This is a genomic window from Micromonospora sp. SD19 (assembly GCF_054462275.1).
In genome coordinates this window covers 1-21430 of the sequence record NZ_JBTLMN010000015.1, presented here as the reverse complement: position 1 = coordinate 21430, position 21430 = coordinate 1, and the positions used below count along the sequence as shown (strand labels likewise).

Below are 21430 nucleotides of genomic sequence, written 5' to 3'. Positions count from 1 at the left end.
ACGTCCCCCTCAGGCCGTGTACGGGTAGGTGGGTGCGCCGCTGGCAGTGGGCGGCGGCGACGCCGACTCCAGCAGCCGCTCGATCTCCTTGCCGTTGGCGCCGTTACGCGCCTCGGTGTCGCGGAACGCCTTGGCGATCTCCTCGGTGCCCTCCTTCAGCGCGGCGAGCTTCTGGGAGAGCGTCGTGAGGTGCGCTTCCATGTTCGCAGTGGAGGTCTCCAGGGCCCGCCACTGCATGACGGCGTCCTCGTACGCGCCGAACGGGGTGCCGTTCGGGACGGTCTGGGCGTTGTTGCTGTCGCCCTTCATCCGCGTCTTGATGCGTTCCATCTCGTATTTGATGGTGTCGTCGACGTACTGCCTGAGCCGCTCGACGTACGCTGCGGCGGCGTCCAGGTCCTCGACGCTGACGTGCAGATCGCCGATGCTCGGCGGCGGGATGCTCCCCATGCGATTCCTCCCCCGTCCCCGACCCGCCGGGTCGGTCCATGTCAGACGCAGCGTATCGAGTCTGACCTAGGCGGGGCAGCCCCAGCCACCACCACGTGGTACAGATGACGGCCGATCCCGGTGGGTCCGGTGCGGGCGACAGCGCGGCGAGGCCCTGACAACGCCAACGGGCCCGCGAGACGTGGGCCCGTTGGAAAACATGTCGGATGTGGAGGGTGGTCGGGCGCCGCCAGCCGGCGGCAGCCTGGTCAGGGGTGCGAGTGGCCCGACGGAACCTTCATGCCGTTGCCGCCCAGCGGCGTGAGCGGCAGCAGCTTCTTGCCGGTGGGGCCGATCTGGATCTCGGTGTCCATCGACGGGCAGACGCCGCAGTCGAAGCAGGGCGTCCACCGGCAGTCGTCCTGCTCGAACCCGCTCACCGAGTCCTGCCAGTCCTGCCAGAGCCAGTCCTTGTCCAGGCCCGAGTCGAGGTGGTCCCAGGGCAGGACCTCCAGCTCGTCGCGCTGACGGGTGGTGAACCAGTCGAGGTCCACCCCGTACGCGGGCAGCGTCTCGGCCGCCGCGTCCACCCACCGCTGGTACGAGAAGTGCTCGCTCCACCCGTCGAACCGGCCGCCGTTCTCCCAGACCTTGCGGATGACCGAGCCGACCCGGCGGTCACCCCTGGAGAGCAGCCCTTCGATGAGGGACGGCTCGCCGTCGTGGTAGCGGTAGCCAATGGCCCGGCCCAGCGAGCGGTCCGCGTTGATGGCCTGCTTGAGGATCTTGAGCCGGTGGTCGATGACCTCCGGACGGTCCATCGCCGCCCACTGGAACGGGGTGTGCGGCTTCGGCACGAACCCGCCGATCGAGACCGTGCAGCGGATGTCCTTGGAGCCGGTCGCGGCGCGGCCGGCCCTGATCACCTCGTGGGCCATCTCCGCGATCTCGAGGACGTCCTCGTCGGTCTCGGTGGGCAGGCCGCACATGAAGTAGAGCTTCACCTGTCGCCAGCCGTTGGTGTACGCGGTGACGACTGTCCGGATCAGGTCTTCCTTCGACACCATCTTGTTGATGACCTTGCGGATCCGCTCCGACCCGCCCTCCGGGGCGAAGGTCAGGCCGGTACGCCGACCATTGCGGGACAGCTCCTGCGCGAGGTCGATGTTGAAGGCGTCCACCCGGGTCGACGGCAGCGACAGCGAGACGTTCGTGCCCTCGTACTGCTGGGCGAGGCCGGAGCACATGTCGCCGATCTCGGAGTGGTCCGCCGAGGAGAGCGACAGCAGGCCGACCTCGGAGAAGCCGGAGAACTCCAGACCCTCGCGGACCATCTGCCCGACCGTGGTGATCGACCGCTCCCGCACCGGCCGGGTGATCATCCCGGCCTGGCAGAACCGGCAACCCCGGGTGCAGCCCCGGAAGATCTCCACCGCGTACCGCTCATGCACCGTCTCGGCCAGCGGCACGAGGGGCTTCTTCGGGTACGGCCAGGCGTCCAGGTCCATCGTCGTGCGCTTGTGCACCCGGAACGGCACGTCCGCCCGGTTCGGCACGACCCGCTGGATCCGGCCGTCGGGCAGGTAGTCGACGTCGTAGAAGCGCGGCACGTAGACGCTCTCGGTGCGGGCCAGCCGCAGCAGCAGCTCGTCGCGGCCACCCGGGGAGCCCTCGGCCTTCCACTCCCGGACGATCGCGGTGATCTCCAGGACCGCCTCCTCACCGTCGCCGAGCACCGCGGCGTCGATGAAGTCGGCGATCGGCTCCGGGTTGAACGCGGCGTGCCCACCGGCCACGATCACCGGGTCGGCGTCGGTGCGGTCGGCGGACAGCATCGGGATGCCGGCCAGGTCGATCGCGGTGAGCATGTTGGTGTAGCCCAGCTCGGTGGAGAAGGAGATGCCGAACACGTCGAAGCCGCGCACCGACCGGTGCGCGTCGACGGTGAACTGCGGCACGCCGTGCGTGCGCATCAGCGTCTCCAGGTCCGGCCAGACCGCGTACGTCCGCTCGGCGAGGGTGTCGGGCAGTTCGTTGAGCACCTCGTAGAGGATCTGCACGCCCTGGTTGGGCAGGCCCACCTCGTACGCGTCGGGATACATCAGCGCCCAGCGCACGGTGGCGGCGTCCCAGTCCTTCGTGACCGCACCCAACTCGCCACCGACGTACTGGATGGGCTTGGAGACCTGGGGCAGCAGCGGCTCGAGCTGGGACCACACGGAATTGGTCGCGGCCGCGCGCGGCGTCGTGGACGGGGCACTCATGATGCCCAAGGGTACGCGTTCGCCCGGCGCGGATCGCGCGCACGCCCGATCGGCGGTGGTGGCGGCGCGGTACTAACCTCGGATCGGCGCGAGAGGAGATTGCCGCGATGCCGGACCCCCAGCCGGGAGCACGGCCGGCCGACGGGAGCACCCCGGGCACCGAGCCGGAGCGGGACCCGGCGGTCGCCGACGAGCCGACCTCCCCACCCGAACCCCGGACCCAGCCGGACCGCTCGGAACAGCCGGACCCCTCGGACCAGCCGGACAAGCCGAAACCACCGACCCAGCCGGACCCCCCGGACCCCTCGGGCCAGCCGGACCCGCCGGACGAGCCGGAACCTGCCGCCACCGCGGAGGTCCCGGCGCCCAGGTGGAGCGGTTCGGCTCCGGTGCCGCCGCCGCTGCCCCGCCGGGCCGCCTGGGGCGAGTCGGCCGAGCCGACCCCTGTCCCGCCGGTCTCCGTCGGGCCGCCCGAGCACCAGACGCCCGTCGACCCGTGGGCCGGCGTGGACACCGGCGGCTGGGACCTGCCCTCCGCCGAGCTGCCGCCGCTGCCACCGACGTTGTCGTACCCGGCGCCGCCGGAGACCCGGCAGTGGTCCTCCGGGCCGCCCGCTCCCCCGGTCGGGCCGTATCCGGTGTCGCCGTCGGCCCCGATCGCACCGCGCGCCGTCGGACCTGTGGCGCCGCCGCCGGCCGCCCCGAGCGCGCCGCGAGCCGCCGGACCCATGGTGCCGGCCCGACCGATGTCGCCACCCGCGCCGCCGAAGGTGCCCAAGCAGCGCCGGGGCAAGCGGTTCACCGCGCCACCGCCCGCCCCGCCGCCGGGCTGGCAGGCGCCCAAGGGGTACGTGCCGGTCCCGGTCCGCCGACGACGCCGCTGGCCGTGGCTGCTGCTGCTCACGCTGGCCTGCTGCTGTGGCTGCCCCGCCTACTACGGGTTCCCGATCTCGGCCCAGTACCCGGCGCGGGCGGCACTGCCCGTCCAGGTGGACGACCTCAGCCTGCGCCAGGACAACCGCAGCACCGAGACCGCCAAGAAGTTGGAGAACGAGGTACGCAAGGAACACTGGCTGGCCGAGGACACCTTCGCCGGCGTCTACGCCACGACGAGCGGCAAGCGGGTGACGGTCTTCGGCGGCACCGGCTTCCGGTTCAGTCCGGAGTCGGACGCGGAGGCCGAGATCAGCCGGCTCACCGATCGGTACGCGCTGAGCGCCCCGGAGAGCGTGGACACCGGTGTCCGGGGCCGGCACGAACGATGCGCGGTGGGTAGCGCCGACGGCAGTGACGTGGTGGTCTGCACGTCGGTCGACCACGGCAGCATCGCCACCGGCGTGTTCACCCGACTCTCGGTGGCCGACAGCGCCGACCTGCTGGCCAGCCTGCGCGCCCAGATCGTGCAGCCCGAACGGGGCTGAGCCGTGCCCTCAGGCGTCGCGGGTCGGGTCCGGGTGGGCCCGCGGCGGGGCGTAGCGCGGCACGTACTCCTGGCCGGTGAGCTTCTGGATCTCACTCATCAGCTCGTCGGTCATCTGCCGTAGCGAGGTGCGATCGTCCGGCCGGCCGGTGAAGTCCAGCGGCTTGCCGAACCGGACCGTGATCTTGGCAGCGCCCGGCCGGGGCACCCGGGCGCCGATCGGCTGCGCCTTGTCCGTACCGATCATGCCGACCGGGATGATCGGCACGCCGGCCGAGATGGCCAGCCGGGCCGCGCCGGTACGCCCCCGGTAGAGCTTGCCGTCCGGCGAGCGGGTGCCCTCCGGGTAGACCACCACCAGGTCACCGCCCTTGAGCGCCGGGATCGCCGCGTCGAACGCGGACAGCGCCGCCCGACCGCCGGCCCGCTCGACCGGGATCGCGCCCAGGCCGGTGAGCACGAACTTGGAGATCGCGCCCTTCACGCCGGCGCCCTTGAAGTACTCCGACTTCGCCCAGAACGCCAGGTGCCGGGGCACGACGGTGCCGAGGAACAGCTCGTCGGCCACCGAGAGATGGTTGCCGGCGAAGATCGCGCCGCCGGTCTCCGGCACGTGTTCCAGACCCTCCACGGTCGGGCGGAACGCCACCCGCAGCGTGGGCGCCACGGTCAGCTTGCCGATGGTGTAGAGCAGGGGCACTGGTCCTCCGGCAGATGAGGTGCGAGCGGGCGGTGTCACGGTAGCGGACGCCGCCACACCCCGCAGACGGAGGTGCGGCGGCGTCCGCCCCGCGTGCTACGACCGGCGGACGGTGACCGTGACCCGCTCGCCCTCGCCGACCTCGCCGGCGAAGCCGTCGAGGCCCTCGGCGAAGTCCACCGAGTCGGCCAGGACCTCGCCGGCCACGAAGTCGAGGTACCCCGCCACCGCCGCGCGCACCTCGTCGGACGCCGACACCGACACCACGATCCGGTCCGAGACGTCCAGGTCGGCGTCCCGGCGGGCCTGCTGCACCACCCGCACCACGTCGCGGGCCAGCCCCTCGGCGGCCAGCTCCGGGGTGACGTCGGTGTCCAGCACCACCACGCCCTCGCCGCCGGGCAGCGGGGCGGAGTGCTCGGCGTCGGCCGCGATCAGGCGCAGCTCGTACTCGCCCTCGGCGAGGGTGACACCGGCGGCCACCGGGGCGCCGTCGACCAGCTCCCAGTCACCGGCCTTGACCGCCTTGATCACCTGCTGCACCTGCTTGCCGACGCGCGGGCCGAGGGCCCGGGGCACCACCGTCAACACCTGCTCGCAGTACGCGGACAGCTCCGCGCTGAACTCCACCGTCTTCACGTTGACCTCGTCGGCGACCAGGTCGGCGAACGGGCGCAACTGCTCCGCCGCCGGCGAGGCCACTGTCAGCGTCGACAGCGGCAGGCGCACCCGCAGCCCCTTGGCCTTGCGCAGCGACAGCGCCGCCGAGGCGACCGCCCGCACGTTGTCCATCGCGGCGACGAGGTCGTGGTCGGCCGGGAACTCCTCCGCCGAGGGCCAGTCGGTCAGGTGCACCGACCGCTCACCGGTGAGCCCACGCCAGATCTCCTCCGCGGTCAGCGGCGCGAGCGGCGCCACCACCCGGCAGAGCGTCTCCAGCACCGTCGACAGGGTGTCGAACGCGTCGGCGTCACCGGACCAGAACCGGTCCCGGGACCGGCGCACGTACCAGTTGGTCAGCGCGTCCAGGTAGGACCGGACGGTGGCGCACGCGCCGGAGATGTCGTACGCGTCCATCTGCGCGCCGACCGTCGACACCAGCTCGTTCGTCTTCGCCAGGATGTACCTGTCGAGCAGATGGGTGGAGTCGGTGCGCCGCCGCGCCTGATACCCGTCGGCGTTGGCGTAGAGCGTGAAGAAGTACCAGACGTTCCACAGCGGCAGCAGCACCTGGCGTACCGCGTCGCGGATCAGCGTCTCGGTCACTGCCATGTCCCCGCCGCGCAGCACCGGCGACGACATCAGCATCCAGCGCATCGCGTCCGAGCCGTACGAGTCGAAGACGTGGTAGACGTCCGGGTAGTTGCGCAGGCTCTTGGACATCTTGCGCCCGTCCGAGCCGAGCAGGATGCCGTGGCTCAGGCAGTTGCGGAACGCCGGCCGGTCGAACAGCGCGGTGGCCAGCACGTGCATCGTGTAGAACCAGCCGCGGGTCTGCCCGATGTACTCGACGATGAAGTCACCCGGGTAGTGGTGCTCGAACCAGTCCGCGTTCTCGAACGGGTAGTGCACCTGGGCGAACGGCATCGAACCGGACTCGAACCAGCAGTCCAGCACCTCCGGCACCCGGCGCATCATCGACCGACCGCTCGGGTCGTCCGGGTTGGGGCGGACCAGGTCGTCCACTTCGGGCCGGTGCAGGTCGGTCAGGCGTACGCCGAAGTCCCGCTCGATGTCGGCGAGGGAGCCGTAGACGTCCAGGCGCGGGTAGTTCGGGTCGTCGGACTTCCACACCGGGATCGGCGAGCCCCAGAACCGGTTACGGCTGATCGACCAGTCCCGGGCGTTGGCCAGCCACTTGCCGAACGAGCCGTCCTTGATGTGCGCCGGCGTCCAGTTGATCTCCTGGTTCAGCTCGACCATCCGGTCCCGGAACTTCGTCACGGCGACGAACCACGACGAGACCGCCTTGTAGACCAGCGGGGTGTCACAGCGCCAGCAGTGCGGGTACGAGTGGGTGTAGGTGTCCTGCTTGAGCACCACCCCCCGGTCCTTCAGCTCCCGGATCACCGGCTTGTTGACGTCGAAGACCTGCTCACCCTGGTACGGCGGGACCAGCGCGGTGAACCGGGTGTGGTCGTCCACGGTGACGATGGTGGGGATGCCGGCGGCGTTGCAGACGTTCTGGTCGTCCTCACCGAAGGCCGGGGCCAGGTGCACGATCCCGGTGCCGTCCTCGGTGGTGACGAACTCCGCGCCGAGCACCTGGTAGGCGTTCTCCCCGGCCTGCTCGACGAGGAAGTCGAACAGCGGCGTGTAGCGGCGTCCGGCCAGGTCCCGGCCGTACACGGTGCCGACCTGCTCGAACCCGTCCAGTTCCTTGGCGTACGCGGCCAGCCGCGCCGCCCCGACCACGAACCGCTCGCCCTCACGCTCCAGGACCGCGTACTCGATGTCCGGGCCGACGGCGAGCGCCAGGTTCGACGGCAGGGTCCACGGCGTGGTGGTCCAGACGCCCAGCTTGACCGGCCCGCGCACCAGCTCCGGGGCGGACTCGTCGGCGGTCAGCTCGAACCACACCGACAGGGTGGGGTCGTGCCGGTCCCGGTAGACGTCGTCCATCCGGGTCTCGGTGTTCGACAGCGGCGTCTCGCAGCGCCAGCAGTACGCCAGCACCCGGAAACCCTCGTAGATCAGACCCTTGTCGTGCAGGGTCTTGAAGGCCCACATGACGCTTTCCATGTAGTCCAGGTCGAGGGTCTTGTAGTCGTTGGTGAAGTCGACCCAGCGGGCCTGCCGGTTGATGTACCGCTCCCAGTCCTGGGTGAACTCCAGCACCGAGGTCCGGCAGGCCTCGTTGAACCGGGCCACGCCCAGGTCGATGATCTCCGCCTTGCTGGTGATGCCGAGCTGCTTCTCGGCCACCACCTCGGCGGGCAGGCCGTGGCAGTCCCACCCGAAGCGCCGCTCGACGTGCCGGCCGCGCATGGTCTGGTAGCGCGGCACCACGTCCTTGACGTAGCCGGTGAAGAGGTGACCGTAGTGCGGCAGACCGTTGGCGAACGGCGGGCCGTCGTAGAAGACGTACTCGTTCTTGCCGTCGGTGCCGGCGGGACGGGCCTCGACGCTGGCCTCGAAGGTCTTGTCGGCCGTCCAGTGCTCCAGCACCCGGCGCTCGACCGCGGGCAGGTCCGGGCTCGCCGGCACACCGGCGGCGGTCGGGTCGTGCAACGGATAGGCCATCGGGGGTCGCTCTCCTCGCAGCTCACTCAACGTGGGTCTGCGAGGACGAACCGTCCGGGTACGCCGACGACGGCGCTCCCGGGTGGCCCGCGGTACCACCCCGCTTGGCGGTCAGGATCGACCGCCCGCTCATTGCCGGCTGTGACGGGCCGCACCCGTCCGGTTCTACTGGGCCGGTCGCCCGGCTGTTCTTCCGGAGGCTCACCGGTGATGGCCGGGTCATCGCCTTACGGTGCTCAACGATACAAGACCCGCACCCCACCCCACCGCCGAGTGACGCGCGCTCCCGCACCCTAGGCTGACCGGGTGATCCGGATCGAGTTGGACGAGCCGACCCTGTCCCGCACCCGGATCGCCACCAGCCCGCTCTGGGAGGTGCTGACCAGCCTGTTCGTGCTGCACCGCCATCCGGTGCAGGCGCCCTGGCCGTACACCGCCTGGGCGCGGCACGCACGGCGGGTGCTCGACGAGGTGCCGGCGACCGCGCCGGCCCGGCTGCTGACCGTCGGCCTACCCGCACCGGACTTCCTCAGCCCGATCCCCACGTCGGCCGCGCCGACCCTGGCCGACCAGCTCGCCGAGCTGCGCGCGACGCCGGCTGAGGTGATCGCCGAGCAGATCCCCCACTACTACCAGCCGGACGACCTGCCGGAGTGGCTCCGCCCGTTCGTCACGGACCGGCGGGCCGCCCTGGAGCGACTCGCCGACGGCATCGAGGCGTACTGGGACGCGGCCATCGCACCGTGGTGGCCGGCGATGCAGGCGGCGCTGGACGAGGAGGTGCTGCACCGGGCCCGGGCGCTCGCCGCGTACGGTCCGGACGCGCTGCTGGCCGACCTGCACGAGCGGGTGCGCTGGGACAAGCCGGTGCTGACGCTGGTGAAGCCGTCGGAGCAGGAGTTCACGGCGGTGAACCAGCGGCTGCTGCTGATTCCCCTGGTCTTCGCGCAGGGAGCACTCATCTGCGCCACCGACCATCCGGAGATCATCGCCGTCTCCTACCAGGCGCGCGGGGCGGTGGTGCTCGCCGAGGGTGGGCCGACCTCGACGGCCCGGACGACACCGGTCACGGACCGGCTGGCGATGCTGGTCGGCCGAGGTCGTGCCCAGGTGCTGCGGGCGCTGGCGCGGCCAGCCACCACCGCTGGCCTCGCGGCCGCTCTGGGGCTCGCCCCGAGCACGGTGTCGGAGCAGCTCTCCGCGCTGCTGGCCGCCGGTGTGGTGCATCGTCGCCGGGTGGGCCGGCGGGTGTTGTACGGCCTGGAACCGGCCGGTCTGGCACTGGTACAGCTCGTCGGTGACGAGCCGGCGGACGCCTCGGCCTGAGCATTCGGCTCGATCCGAATCCGTTTCCCACCCGTCCCCGTCGCTCCTAGCCTGCGGATCACAGCGTCGTAAGGTCCAGGCGGTCCGCGGCGTCGACCTGACGGTCGGCAACGGGGAGCTGTTCGGCCTGCCCGGGCCGAACGGCGCTGGCAAGACCGGCACCCAACCGTTGTTGATCAAGGAGTTGTCGCCCCGCTCGACGGCTCGGGGTCACGGGGAGGGTGGCGTTCCGGAGCGAGGCGGCGTCAGAGAGCCGCCTTGACGCGTTGTGTGCCGCTCCCCAGAATTCAGCGGGTGGCCACGATAAGTTACGCCGAATACCGAGCGATGCGCCGGTTTCCTGCCCTCGACGGGCTCCGTGCGATCGCCGCGGTGATCGTCGTCGCCTTCCACTTCGGGGGGCCGCGATGGACCTGGCTGTCCGGCTGGGTCGGCGTCCAACTGTTCTTCGTGCTCTCCGGCTTCCTGATCACCACGCTGATGCTGCGCGAGGAGGAGTCGCGGGGGCGGGTGTCGCTGCGGTCCTTCTACGTCCGGCGCATCTTCCGGATCCTGCCGGTCTACCTGGTGGTGCTCGCCGCGACGTACGCCCTCGCGCACCTCAACGGCGCCAGCGCGAGGCTGCGCGAGTCGATGCCGTTCTACCTGCTCATGGTCAACGAGTTCGCGCCGAACCAGGCGTTCCCGCACTCCTGGACGATCGCGATCGAGTGGAAGTTCTACCTGGTCTGGCCGCTGCTCGCCTTCGTGTTCGTCCGCACCGCGTTCCTGCGCCGGATGGCGGTGACGCTGCTGGCCATCGCCGCTCTGGTCGCGCTGATCCCGTTCGAGAAAGACTGGCCCTACTGGCCGATCCACTACGTGTCGATCCTGGTGGGTTGCCTGCTGGCGGTCGTCATGCACCACCCCCGGGGGTACGCGCTGTTCCGGCCGTTGACCCATCCGGTGGCGTCCCTCGCCGTACTCGTCGGGTTCGTCGCCGTGCACCTGTCGCTGCCGTACTGGCCGCCCGCCGAGGACGGTCACTCGGAGTTGATGATCGGCGTTTACGCGGTGGCGGTGGCGGTGCTGCTCCCGGCCATGCTGGCCTCGGGCCTGCCGACGAAGCTGCTCTCCTGGCGACCGCTGGTGTTCGTGGGCGAACGCTCCTACTCGCTGTACCTGGTGCAGTACCTCGCCATGACGACGGTGATCGCGTTGGTCCCGTCGTACGCCGGGCACAGCACCCGGTTGTTCGTCGCCACCACGGTGGTCGGTCTGCTCGCCGCCGATCTGCTCTACCGCTGGGTGGAGCAGCCGATGATCGGGGTGGGACGCCGGTTCTCCGGCCGGGGAAAGGTGGTCCCCGCCACACCGGCCGCCACGCCGACGTCCCCCGCGCCGACGACCCCCGAACCCTCCATGTCGGCCGACCCCAACGAGCGGACGGTGCCCGCCCTGCCGGCCCTCACTCCCGGCGGCGACCGCCGCTGATCATGAGGTTGGCGGACGGCAGGTTGCCCAGTCCGCCCCGCCAACCTCACGACCAACGAGCTGTGGTCAGGGGGCCGGGAGGGTGGTGCTCCACAGCGAGGCGCCGTCCCGGTCGCGCAGGTGGACCGTCAGGGCCTCGGACTCACCGTCGATGGTGACCTCACCGAAGTGCTGGAAGCCCTCCGCCGGAGACGTGTTGGCCACCGGCGGCGCGTGCACGAAGGCCGCCCGGGGCCCGAACGTGCCGTCCAACGCGTTCGGGCCGAACGCGCCGGCGTGCGCCGGGCCGGAGACGAACTCCCAGAACGGGGTGAAGTCGCCGACCGCCGCGCGGGACGGGTCGTAGTGGTGCGCGGCGGAGTAGTGCACATCGGCGGTGAGGAAGACCATGCCGGTCACACCGGCCCGGTGGGTGGCCCGCAGCACCTCGGCGAACTCCAGCTCCCGACCCGCCGGCGCACCCGGGTCGCCCTGCGCGACACCCTCCTGCGCGCCCGGACCGTCCGGCACCACCACTCCGATCGGCAGGTCGTTGGCGATCACCTTCCAGGTCGCCGTGGAGCGCTTCAGCTCCCGGATCAGCCACTCCCGCTGCTGCCGGCCGAGCAGACCACGCTTCGGGTCGGCGTACGTGTTGCCGTCGTTCGGGTCCTTGTGGGTGCGCATGTCGAGCACGAACACGTCAAGCGACGGCCCGTACGACAGCCGCCGGTACATCGGCCCGTCGACCGGCACCGGTAGCCACTCGTTGAACGCCTGGCGGGCCCGCGCGGCGAGCACGTCCACCCGCCGCTCGGTGTAGCGCGGGTCGTCCAGGATCTCGCCCGGGTACCAGTTGTTCAGGACCTCGTGGTCGTCCCACTGGTTGATCTGCGGCACCGCCGCGGCGAACTCCCGCAGGTGCTCGTCGAGCAGGTTGTAGGCGAACTGCCCGCGATACTCGGCCAGCGTCTCGGCGACCTTGCTCTTCTCCGGTGTGACCAGGTTGCGCCAGATCCGCCCGTCGGGCAGCGTCACCGACTCGACCAGCGGGCCGTCGGCGTACACCGTGTCGCCGCTGCACAGGAAGAAGTCCGGTCGGGCCTGCCGCATCGCCCGGAAGATCGACATGCCGCCGAAGTCGGGGGCGATGCCCCAGCCCTGCCCGACCACGTCGCCGGTCCAGACGAACTTCACGTCGCGTCGGCGGTGCCGTCCCGGCGCGGTGGTCAGCGTCCCGGTCCGCGGCTCGCTGACCACCCCGTGCCGATCCAGGCTCTCCACCCGCACCCGGTAGTGCAGCCGCTCGGCGTCCGGCAGGCCCCGCAGCCGGACCTTCCCGGTGAAGTCGCCGTTCGGGGTGAGCACCGGACCGCGCAGCTGACGCGCCCCCCGGAAGTCCGGTCGTCGGCTCACCTCGACCAGCATCCGGCCCGGCCGGTCGGCCCGCGTCCAGACCAGCGCCGAGTCCGCGGTCACGTCGCCGCTCTGCACCCCGTGGGTGAGCACCGGGCGCGCCGCCGGGCGCCAGGCCGGGGCGGCGTTCGCGCCGGCACCGCCCAACAGCGCGCCGCCGGCGGCTCCGGCGCCGACCATCAGGCCGGTGCGCAGCAGGGTACGTCGATCAAGCTCGGTCATGCTTCCTCCCGATCATGGGTTGACCCCGTGGGTCTATCGGGCGGAGGTGACAGTGAGCGGCGGCCCGGGTGACGCGGACGCGAACGCCGGCCGTCGGTCGTCGGTCGGCCTGTCGCCCACCCGATCGCCGCGCCGGCATGAGCGGGGTCACAGTCCCGGTTGTCACGACGCGCCCGGCGCAACCGTCGTATGGGTGTCGGAACCGATCAGGAGGTAGTCGTGCAACGGATGAACCCGACCGAGGTCGTGCCGCAGGCGTACAAGGCCGTCCTCGGGTTGGAGAAGTACGTCCAGACGAACGTCGACCACACGGTGCTGGAGCTGGTGAAGCTCCGGGCGTCGATGATCAACGGGTGCGCGTACTGCGTGGACATGCACAGCCGGGACGCGCTCGCCGGCGGCGAATCGAGCCGGCGGCTGTTCGCGGTCGCCACCTGGCGCGAGTCGCCCTTCTTCGACGAGCGGGAACGGGCCGCGTTGGCCCTCACCGACGCGGTCACCCGGCTGGGCGAGCACGGGGTGCCGGACGAGGTGTGGGATGACGCCGCGAAGGTCTGGTCGGAGAAGGAACTGGCCGACCTGGTCATCGCGATTGCCACAATCAACGTGTGGAATCGGATCGGGGTGACGATGCGGCTGGAGCCTCCGGCCCAGGCGTGACCACCCGGGCGGCAGCAGAGGCGGCCGGTGCGCTCGAGGCGCACCGGCCGATGCTGCTTGGGCTCGCGTACCGGCTGCTCGGCAGCCTGCACGACGCGGAGGACGTGCTCCAGGAGGCGTACCTGCGCTGGCTGGGTGTGGACCGGGCACGGGTCGACGAGCCGCGCCGGTACCTGTCCCGGGTGGTCACCCGGTTGGCAGTGGACCGCCTACGCGCCCGGCAGGCGGCCCGCGAGACGTACGTGGGCACGTGGCTGCCCGAGCCGGTGCCGACCGCGCCCTCGCCGTTCGGGCCGTTGGACCGGGTGGAGCTGCGCGACTCGCTCTCCACCGCGTTGCTGCACGTCCTGGAGCGGCTCACCCCGCCGGAGCGGGCGGTGTACGTCCTGCACACGGCCTTCGACCTGCCGTACGCGGAGATCGCCGAGATCCTGGACCGGTCCGTCGCCGACTGCCGGCAGCTGTACCACCGGGCGACCGCCCGGGTACGCCAGGAGCAGCGCCGGTTCACCGCCAGCCGCCCGGAGCGGGACCGGCTGCTGAACGCGTTCCTCGCCGCCGCCCGCGACGGCGACCTGGCCACCCTCACCGACCTGGTGGCCGCCGACGCCACCGCCTGGAACGACGGCGGCGGGCGGGCCCGGGCCGCCCTCAACCCGGTCACCGGCGCGGACCGGATCGCCCGGTTCTACGCCGGGGTCTACGGCCCACGTCATCAGGTGACCATGGAGCCGATCGAACTCAACGCGGAACCCGCGGTGCTGGTCACCCGCGCGGACGGCAGCCGGTACACGCTGACCATCGCCGCGGCCGACGGTCGGATCACCGGGATCTACGTGATCGGCAACCCGGCGAAGGTGCCGGCGACCGGCTGAATTCGGGCGTCAGTGGTGCCGGGGGCCCGTCAGTGGTGTCGGGCCCTCGGCCGGTGGGGCGTCAGCCCAGCTCGGGGAACCAGAGCGCGATCTCGCGCTTGGCGCTGTCCGTCGAGTCGGAGGCGTGCACGAGGTTCTCCCGGTTGGACAGCGACAGGTCACCGCGGATGGTGCCGGCGGCGGCCTTGCGCCCGTCGGTGGCCCCGACCAGCCCACGGACCACGTCGATGACCTGGTCGCCGGAGAGCACCAGGGCGACCAACGGGCCGCCGGTCATGAAGTCCTTCAGCGGCGGGTAGAACGCCTTGTCGACGTGCTCGGCGTAGTGCTCGTCGGCGAGCGCGGCGTCCATCGTCCGGTGCACCATCGCGTCGATCCGCAGCCCCTTGCGCTCGAAGCGGGAGAGGACCTCGCCGACCAGGCCGCGGCGAACCGTGTCGGGCTTGATCAGAACGAGGCTGCGCTCTTCCGGGCTGTTGCTGGACACGCTGGGTTCCTCCTGTACGCGCTTCACGCTCGGGGTCGGTACGGTCAGCCTAGCGACCCGGCCCCGGCGTCGGCGCGGCGGCCGGTCTTTCCCCCGGTGGCCGATCCGGCCTAGCCTGGTCCTGACCCCCGGGAGGTCCACTGTGGCGAATGGCGGGAACCGACCCATCGCGCCGGTACGCAAGCTGATCGGCGCGGTGCTGGGCACCGTTGCCACGTTCGTCGTCCTCTTCGGCCTGGGCATGACCAGTTGGGCCATCGTGGCTCTCGGGGTCGCTCTGCTGGTGCTGGCGATCGCGCTGGCGACCGTACGCGGCGGCGGGCGTACCTGGGTGGTCGGCGTCGGGCACGTGCACAGCGCCTCGGAACCACCCACCCAGTACGCGTTCGGCCGCTGCGAACTCCAACTGGTGATCGACGCCCCGGGTCTGCCGCCCCGGTCCAAGAAGATCATCGAGCCGAGGGTGCCGGTCTCCAAGTGGCCGTCGCTGGGCCAGACCCTGCCGATCCGGGTCGCGTTGGACGACCAGCGGCACGTCAAGGTCCTCTGGGACGAGGTGCCGACCCACGCCGAGACCGCCGCCGCCGTCGCCGACCTCCCGCCGGAGTTCGCCGACGCGGAGGCGATGGACGAGGTGCTGATCCAGCAGGACGCGCCGCCGTGGGCCGACCGCGCACCGGACGACGACTTCCGCGAGGACTTCCGTGACCCGGTCGGTGACCCGTTCCGGGACCCGCTCGGTGACCCTGTGCGCGCCGACCCGCTGCGCACCGACTCCCGGCGTGACGATCTCCGGCGTGACGACGCGGGCGTCGTGGCCGAGGAACGCGAGCCCGTGGTGATGCACCAGAGCCCGGGCGGCCCGGTGGTGTTGGAGGGCGTCGTCGTCGAACCGCAGGCCGGCGGGCTGCCACGGCGGGCCACCCCAGCCCCCCGCTCACCCGCCGAGGAGCGCTTCGACGAACCCGTCGCGGACCGGTTCGACGCCACGGAGGACGACACTGTCATCCCGCCCTCCGACGACACCGTCGACCCGCCGGCGCAGCGCTTCGACCCGCCGCCCGCGCAGCGGTCCGGCCCCGGTGCGGCCGACCCGTTGGACCCGCTCGACCTTCCGCTGGACGATCCCTCCCCGGCCGGTGCCGCACCCGAGACGGTGACCGACGAGGAGTTCGACCGGGCGATCTTCGGGTTCGCCGCCGACTCGGCAGCGGATCCCGCCGCACCGATCAGCGGGGTGGGCCTCACCCTGCTGGTCACCGACCTGTCCCGGTCGCTCGGCTTCTACCGCGACGTGCTCGGCTTCAGCGAGGTCGACCAGGGCGCCCACAACGCCGTCCTCGCCTCCGGGGCGACCCGGATCGTGCTGCGCGAGGTGACCGGGGCGGCGCCCATCAGCCGCCGCCTCGTGCACGTCAACCTCGAGGTCAACGACATCGAGGCCGCGTACGAACGGTTGCGCGGGTCGGGCGTCCGCTTCACGTACGCGCCCCGGGTGGTCAACCGGGGCACCAAGCTGGAGGGCTGGGCGGCGGCCTTCCGTGACCCGGACGGCCACGGTGTCGCCCTCACCCAGTGGCGCGAACGCGCCGACGCCTGACCCGGCCCGCTCCCGCCTCCGGGCGTCGCCGACGGGTCGTCCTCAGCCGAGGATGACGCGGCGAACATGCAACGCGTACGCCCAGACCAGGGCGAAGATGATGCCCAGCCCGAGCAGCGACCAGTGCAGCAGACCGCCCAGCAGCAGCAGGCCCTGCAGCACGGTGCCGGCGTTCCAGGCCCACGGGCGGCGCATCATGCCGGCGAGCACCACGGCGGCCACCGCCAACGCCACCACCGCGCCGATCGCGGCGCCGCCGAGGTCACCGCCGACCACCCGGATCGGCTGGATCGCCAGCAGCAGCACCAGCGCCTCCAGGCTGAGCGTGCCCGCACCGAGACCGCGTACCGCCCGCTCCGGGTTGCGCAACCCGGAGCGCCGTGGCTGCCCGGCCGTGGGCTGCTCCCCCACCGGCGGCTCGACCGGCGAACCGGTCGGATCCTCGGAGGTGTGCGGGTCCCGCTCCGGGCTGGTCATCGCTTCAGCAGCCGGCGCGCGTCGGCGACAGTCACCACGGACCCAGTGACCAGCACCCCGACCCCGCTCAGCTCACCGGGGACGTCCTCTTCGGCCATCGCCACCGCCAGCTCGATCGCATCCGGCATCTCCTCGGCCGAGGCCACCCGCTCCTCGCCGAAGATCTCGGCGGCCAGCGCGGCCAGCTGTTCCGTCGGCATCGCCCGTGGCGAGCTGTTGCGGGTGACCACCACCTGGTCGACCACCGGCTCCAGCAGCTCCAGCAGCCCTTCCGCGTCCTTGTCGGCGAGGACGCCGAGCACGGCGACCAGCTTGCTGAACGCGAACTCCTCCTGGAGCGCGGTGACGGTGGCCTTCATGCCGTGCGGGTTGTGCGCCCCGTCCAGCAGGACGGTCGGGGCGTTACGGACCCGCTCCAGCCGGCCCGGGGAGCTGGTCGAGGCGAAACCCTCCCGGACCGCCTCGATGTCGAGCTGACGTCGAGCCCCCGCACCCAGGAACGCCTCCACCGCGGCGAGCGCCACCGCCGCGTTCTGCGCCTGGTGGGCGCCGTGCAGCGGGATGAACACGTCGTCGTACACGCCACCCAGGCCCTGGAGGCGCAGCACCTGACCGCCGACCGCGACCGCCCGACCGAGCACGCCGAACTCGCCGCCCTCCCGGGCGATGGTGGCCCCGACCTCGGCGCAGCGTTCGAGCAGCGGGCCCGCCGCTTCCTCCTCCTGCGCTGCCGCGATCACGGTGGCGCCCGGGTGGATGATGCCGGCCTTGGCCAACGCGATGTCCTGGAGCGTGTCGCCGAGCCACTCGGTGTGGTCCAACCCGATCGGGGTGATCACACAGACCCCGGCCTGGAGAACGTTCGTGGCGTCCTCGGCACCGCCGAGACCGACCTCGACCACCGCGATGTCGACCGGCGCGTCGGCGAACGTCGCGAACGCCAGGGCGGTGGTCATGTCGAAGTACGTCAGCGGCTCGTCCGACCGCGCGTCGACCAGCTCGGCCAGCGGTTTGATCTCCTGATACACCGCCGCGAACCGCTCCTCGCTGACCGGTTCCCCGTCCAGGCTGATCCGCTCCCGCACGGTCTCCAGGTGCGGGCTGGTGTAACGGCCGGTGTGCAGCCCGAACGCCCGCAACAGCGAGTCGATCATCCGCGCGGTGGACGTCTTACCGTTGGTGCCGGTCAGGTGGATCGCGGGGTACGCCCGCTGCGGGCTGCCGAGCAGGTCGAGCAGCGACTCGATCCGGTCCAGCTCGAAGACCATGCGGGTGAAACCGCGGGCGTTCAGCTCGGCTTCGACGGCGGCGAAATCGGTACGGTCGGTCACGAGGGCAGTGTCTCCAGAGCAGCGTCGATCCGGACCAGGTCGGCCTCGGCGGTGGCGAGCCGGTCGCGGATCTTCGCGACCACCGGCTCGGGGGCCTTCCCGATGAAGGCCGGGTTGCCGAGCTTCGCCCGGGCCTGCGCGGCCTCCTTCTCGGCCGCCGCGCGGTCCTTGGTCAGCCGGGCCCGCTCGGCGGCCACGTCGATCGACCCCCGCGTGTCCAACGCGACACCGACCGCGCCGGGCATGGCCAGCGTGGCGCTGGCCTGGAAGTCGTCACCGGCCGGGTCCAGCCGGACCAGCGAACGGATCAGCGGCTCGTGGGCCGCGATACCCGCACCGGACAGCCCGTCCAGCCGGGCGGCCACCCGCTGCGTGGGACGCAGCCCCTGGTCGGAACGGAACCGGCGGATCTCGGTGACCACCCGCTGCACGCCGAGCAGCTCGGCCTCGGCGGCGTCGTCGACCAGCGACCGGTCGGCCACCGGCCAGGCGGCGGCCTGCACCGTCTCGCCGCCGGTCAGCGCGAGCCACAACTCCTCGGTGACGAACGGAATCACCGGGTGCAGCAGCCGCAGCAGCTGGTCGAGCACATGCCCGAGCACCCGACGGCTGGCCTCGGCCCGCTCGCCGCCCTCGGCGAGCACCGGCTTGCTCAGCTCGACGTACCAGTCGCAGACGTCGTCCCACGCGAAGTGGTACAGCAGGTCGCACACCTTGGCGAACTCGTACGCCTCGAACTGTTCGTCGACCTCGGCGGTGACGTGCGCCAACCGGGACAGGATCCACCGATCGACGGTGGAGAGCTGCTCGGTCGGGGGCAGGTCACCCGTGGTGTGGGCGCCGTTCATCAGCGCGAACCGGGTGGCGTTCCAGAGCTTGTTGCAGAAGTTGCGCGAGCCCTGGCACCACTCCTCGCTCACCGGGACGTCCTGGCCGGGGTTCGCGCCCCGGGCCAGGGTGAACCGGGTGGCGTCGGCGCCGTACCGGTCGATCCAGTCCAGCGGGTCGACCACGTTGCCGAACGACTTCGACATCTTCTTGCCGAACTGGTCGCGCACCATGCCGTGCAGCGCGACCACGTCGAAGGGCGGCCGGCCGTCCATCGCGTAGAGGCCGAACATCATCATCCGGGCGACCCAGAAGAACAGGATGTCGTACCCGGTGACCAGCACGCTGGTCGGGTAGAACTTCGCCAGGTCCGGGGTCTGCTCGGGCCAGCCCAGTGTGGAGAACGGCCACAGGCCGCTGGAGAACCAGGTGTCCAGGACGTCCTCGTCCTGGTGCCAGCCCTCGCCGGTCGGCGGCGCCTCGTCCGGGCCGACGCAGACGATCTCACCGGCCGGGCCGTACCAGACCGGGATGCGGTGCCCCCACCACAGCTGGCGGGAGATGCACCAGTCGTGCATGTTGTCGACCCAGGCGAAGTAGCGCTTGGCCAGCTCGGCCGGCTCGATGCGGACCCGGCCGTCGCGCACCGCGTCACCCGCGGCCTGGGCCAGCGGGGCGGTGTTGACGAACCACTGCAACGACAGCCGCGGCTCGACGGTGGTCTTGCACCGCGAGCAGTGCCCGACGGCGTGCACGTACGGGCGCTTCTCGGCGACGATCCGGCCCTGCTCCCGCAGCGCTGCCACGATCGCCGGGCGCGCCTCGAACCGGTCCAGCCCTTCGAACGGGCCGGGGACGGTGATCACACCCCGCTCGTCCATCACAGTCAGCGCGGGCAGGTCGTGCCGCTGGCCGATCTCGAAGTCGTTCGGGTCATGGGCCGGGGTCACCTTGACCATGCCGGTGCCGAAGGACGGGTCGACGTGCGCGTCGGCGACGATCGGGATCCGGCGGCCGGTCAGCGGCAGCTCGACCTCGGTGCCGATCAGGTGCTGGTAGCGCTCGTCGTCGGGGTGCACCGCCACGGCGGTGTCGCCGAGCATCGTCTCGGCCCGGGTGGTGGCCACCACGACCTCGTCGCTGTAGCGGATCGAGATCAGCTCGCCGTCGTCGTCGGTGTGCTCGACCTCGATGTCGGAGAGCGCCGTGAGACACCGCGGACACCAGTTGATGATCCGGTTGGCCCGGTAGATGAGGCCGTCGTCGAAGAGCTTCTTGAAGATCGTCTGGACGGCGCGGCTCAGCCCCTCGTCCATGGTGAAGCGCTCGCGGTCCCAGTCGACGGAGTCGCCGAGGCGGCGCATCTGACCGAGGATGGCCCCACCGGACTCGGCCTTCCACTGCCAGACCCGCTCGACGAACTTCTCCCGACCGAGGTCGTGTCGGGACAGCCCCTCGGCGGCGAGCTGACGCTCGACCAGGTTCTGGGTGGCGATGCCGGCGTGGTCCATGCCGGGCAGCCACAGCGCCTCGAAACCCTGCATCCGCTTGCGACGGGTCAATGCGTCCATCAGCGTGTGCTCGAACGCGTGGCCCATGTGCAGGGAGCCGGTGACGTTCGGCGGGGGGATGACGATGGTGAAGGGGGGCTTGTCGCTGTCGGCGGAGGCCCGGAAGTGCCCGCCGGCTACCCACTGCTCGTACCGTCGCTGCTCTACCTCACCGGGCTGATACTGGCCGGCAAGGGTCGGGGCGTCGGGGCGTCGGGCATCCAGTCTCTCGGTCACCGGACAAGTCTACGGAGCGCTTCCGCAGACCTGACGTGCGCCACCTGCCGTTCGCGTACGGTGTCGGCTATGTCCGACGCACATCTCACCCAGCGGTCGCTCGACGGCGGCCGGGAGCCGGTCGAGCTGACCGAAGAGCCGATCCAGCTGAGCACCCGAGACTCCGGGGGCGATCCCGACGAACGATCCGGTGGCTGGTCCCGCCGCCGCAAGATCGCTTGGGGGGCCGCGCTGGTGGTCGGTCTCGCCGGTGCCGGGGTGCTCGGTGTCGCTGGGTGGCGGGTGGCGCAGCAGAAGGACACCCAACTGACCTCACCTGATCAGGTGGTGGGCCTGACCCGCGACGACAGCGAGCGGGCGAAGAGCACCGCCGACTATCTGCGCAGCGGCCTGGCGGCGAACATCGAGCTGGACCGCAGTTTCGGCACCGTCTACCGCGACCCGGCCGACGAGAAGCGCTCGGTGCTCATCTTCGGCGGCACCACCCTGCTCTGGCAGCCGGAACGGGACCTGGACAGCCTCTTCCGCCTGATGTCGGACGAGACCGGTGCGGTGAACGGGCTGCGCGAGCTGCCCGCGGGCGACCTCGGCGGCGTGCTGAAGTGTGGCAGCACCAGCGGCGAGGGAGGGGACTTCGCGGTGTGCGGTTGGGCCGACCACGGCAGCGTGGTCATGGCGATGTTCCCGGGCCGGTCGGTCAATGACGCCGGCGACCTGCTACGCGACCTCCGCGACGGCATGCAGACCCGAAACTGACCCGCACCGGTCGGCGCCCAGTTCACCGGAAAACGAGCAGACGCAGAAAGGGCCACCCCGGGTGGGGTGGCCTTTTCTGGAAGATTGTCCGGCGGCGTCCTACTCTCCCACACCCTCACGAGTGCAGTACCATCGGCGCTGGAGGGCTTAGCTTCCG

The 21430-nt window shown here is 71.4% G+C and carries 16 protein-coding genes and 1 rRNA gene; 7 read left to right on the top strand and 10 right to left on the bottom strand.

Going from position 1 to position 21430, the window contains the following annotated elements:
• Window positions 1–9: 9 nt before the first annotated feature.
• Both ACX27O_RS31400 and ACX27O_RS31395 read right to left on the bottom strand, forming a co-directional pair.
• Window positions 10–450 (bottom strand): hypothetical protein, encoded by a 441-nt coding sequence (locus ACX27O_RS31400; protein ID WP_030336567.1) that lies wholly within the window; start codon window positions 448–450, stop codon window positions 10–12.
• Between the two features lie 248 nt (window positions 451–698).
• Window positions 699–2693 carry a TIGR03960 family B12-binding radical SAM protein gene (locus ACX27O_RS31395; RefSeq protein WP_030336569.1) on the bottom strand — a complete coding sequence of 665 codons (1995 nt, stop codon included), beginning with the start codon at window positions 2691–2693 and terminating at the stop codon, window positions 699–701.
• A gap of 107 nt (window positions 2694–2800) precedes the next feature.
• On the opposite strand from ACX27O_RS31395, the gene ACX27O_RS31390 reads away from it, so the two are divergent.
• On the top strand, window positions 2801–4114 hold the full coding sequence (locus ACX27O_RS31390) for a hypothetical protein (protein ID WP_247681079.1): 1314 nt from the start codon (window positions 2801–2803) through the stop codon (window positions 4112–4114).
• Between the two features lie 9 nt (window positions 4115–4123).
• Here ACX27O_RS31390 and ACX27O_RS31385 read toward each other — a convergent pair whose 3' ends face one another.
• Both ACX27O_RS31385 and ileS read right to left on the bottom strand, forming a co-directional pair.
• On the bottom strand, window positions 4124–4813 hold the full coding sequence (locus ACX27O_RS31385; protein ID WP_030336572.1) for a lysophospholipid acyltransferase family protein: 690 nt from the start codon (window positions 4811–4813) through the stop codon (window positions 4124–4126).
• Window positions 4814–4909: 96 nt separating this feature from the next.
• The gene (ileS, locus tag ACX27O_RS31380; RefSeq protein WP_458940532.1) at window positions 4910–8056 is read right to left on the bottom strand and encodes an isoleucine--tRNA ligase; all 3147 of its coding nucleotides are present in this window, start codon (window positions 8054–8056) and stop codon (window positions 4910–4912) included.
• A 306-nt stretch (window positions 8057–8362) separates the two neighbouring features.
• On the opposite strand from ileS, the gene ACX27O_RS31375 reads away from it, so the two are divergent.
• Both ACX27O_RS31375 and ACX27O_RS31370 read left to right on the top strand, forming a co-directional pair.
• Complete coding sequence (locus ACX27O_RS31375) at window positions 8363–9382, top strand: ArsR family transcriptional regulator (protein ID WP_030336576.1); 1020 nt, start codon at window positions 8363–8365, stop codon at window positions 9380–9382.
• Between the two features lie 294 nt (window positions 9383–9676).
• On the top strand, window positions 9677–10855 hold the full coding sequence (locus ACX27O_RS31370) for an acyltransferase family protein (RefSeq protein ID WP_209444607.1): 1179 nt from the start codon (window positions 9677–9679) through the stop codon (window positions 10853–10855).
• Between the two features lie 66 nt (window positions 10856–10921).
• Here ACX27O_RS31370 and ACX27O_RS31365 read toward each other — a convergent pair whose 3' ends face one another.
• Complete coding sequence (locus tag ACX27O_RS31365; protein WP_030336580.1) at window positions 10922–12472, bottom strand: alkaline phosphatase D family protein; 1551 nt, start codon at window positions 12470–12472, stop codon at window positions 10922–10924.
• 228 nt (window positions 12473–12700) lie between these two features.
• Between ACX27O_RS31365 and ACX27O_RS31360 the strand changes: the two genes are divergently transcribed.
• Both ACX27O_RS31360 and sigJ read left to right on the top strand, forming a co-directional pair.
• Window positions 12701–13132: a carboxymuconolactone decarboxylase family protein gene (locus tag ACX27O_RS31360; RefSeq protein WP_247676182.1), complete on the top strand. Its 432-nt coding sequence runs from the start codon at window positions 12701–12703 to the stop codon at window positions 13130–13132.
• Complete coding sequence (gene sigJ, locus ACX27O_RS31355) at window positions 13081–14007, top strand: RNA polymerase sigma factor SigJ (RefSeq protein ID WP_458940531.1); 927 nt, start codon at window positions 13081–13083, stop codon at window positions 14005–14007. The genes ACX27O_RS31360 and sigJ overlap by 52 nt, the downstream gene beginning before the upstream one ends.
• Window positions 14008–14068: 61 nt before the next feature.
• Here sigJ and ndk read toward each other — a convergent pair whose 3' ends face one another.
• On the bottom strand, window positions 14069–14494 hold the full coding sequence (gene ndk / locus ACX27O_RS31350; protein ID WP_458940530.1) for a nucleoside-diphosphate kinase: 426 nt from the start codon (window positions 14492–14494) through the stop codon (window positions 14069–14071).
• A gap of 142 nt (window positions 14495–14636) precedes the next feature.
• On the opposite strand from ndk, the gene ACX27O_RS31345 reads away from it, so the two are divergent.
• On the top strand, window positions 14637–16094 hold the full coding sequence (locus tag ACX27O_RS31345) for a VOC family protein (protein ID WP_210862213.1): 1458 nt from the start codon (window positions 14637–14639) through the stop codon (window positions 16092–16094).
• Window positions 16095–16136: 42 nt separating this feature from the next.
• On the opposite strand, the gene ACX27O_RS31340 is transcribed toward ACX27O_RS31345, so the two are convergent.
• From ACX27O_RS31340 to ACX27O_RS31330, 3 genes are read right to left on the bottom strand one after another with little or no spacing between them, the layout of a single operon-like run.
• Window positions 16137–16571 (bottom strand): DUF4233 domain-containing protein, encoded by a 435-nt coding sequence (locus tag ACX27O_RS31340; RefSeq protein WP_458940529.1) that lies wholly within the window; start codon window positions 16569–16571, stop codon window positions 16137–16139.
• The gene (locus ACX27O_RS31335; RefSeq protein WP_030336592.1) at window positions 16568–17902 is read right to left on the bottom strand and encodes a bifunctional folylpolyglutamate synthase/dihydrofolate synthase; all 1335 of its coding nucleotides are present in this window, start codon (window positions 17900–17902) and stop codon (window positions 16568–16570) included. Before ACX27O_RS31335 ends, ACX27O_RS31340 begins: the two co-directional genes overlap by 4 nt.
• The gene (locus tag ACX27O_RS31330) at window positions 17899–20517 is read right to left on the bottom strand and encodes a valine--tRNA ligase (protein WP_030336593.1); all 2619 of its coding nucleotides are present in this window, start codon (window positions 20515–20517) and stop codon (window positions 17899–17901) included. The genes ACX27O_RS31335 and ACX27O_RS31330 overlap by 4 nt, the downstream gene beginning before the upstream one ends.
• Before the next feature lie 69 nt (window positions 20518–20586).
• On the opposite strand from ACX27O_RS31330, the gene ACX27O_RS31325 reads away from it, so the two are divergent.
• Entirely contained in the window at window positions 20587–21273 is a 687-nt protein-coding gene (locus ACX27O_RS31325) for a hypothetical protein (RefSeq protein ID WP_030336594.1), read from the top strand.
• 86 nt (window positions 21274–21359) lie between these two features.
• Here ACX27O_RS31325 and rrf read toward each other — a convergent pair.
• Window positions 21360–21430: ribosomal RNA gene (gene rrf, locus ACX27O_RS31320) — 5S ribosomal RNA — on the bottom strand; the annotation flags it as partial.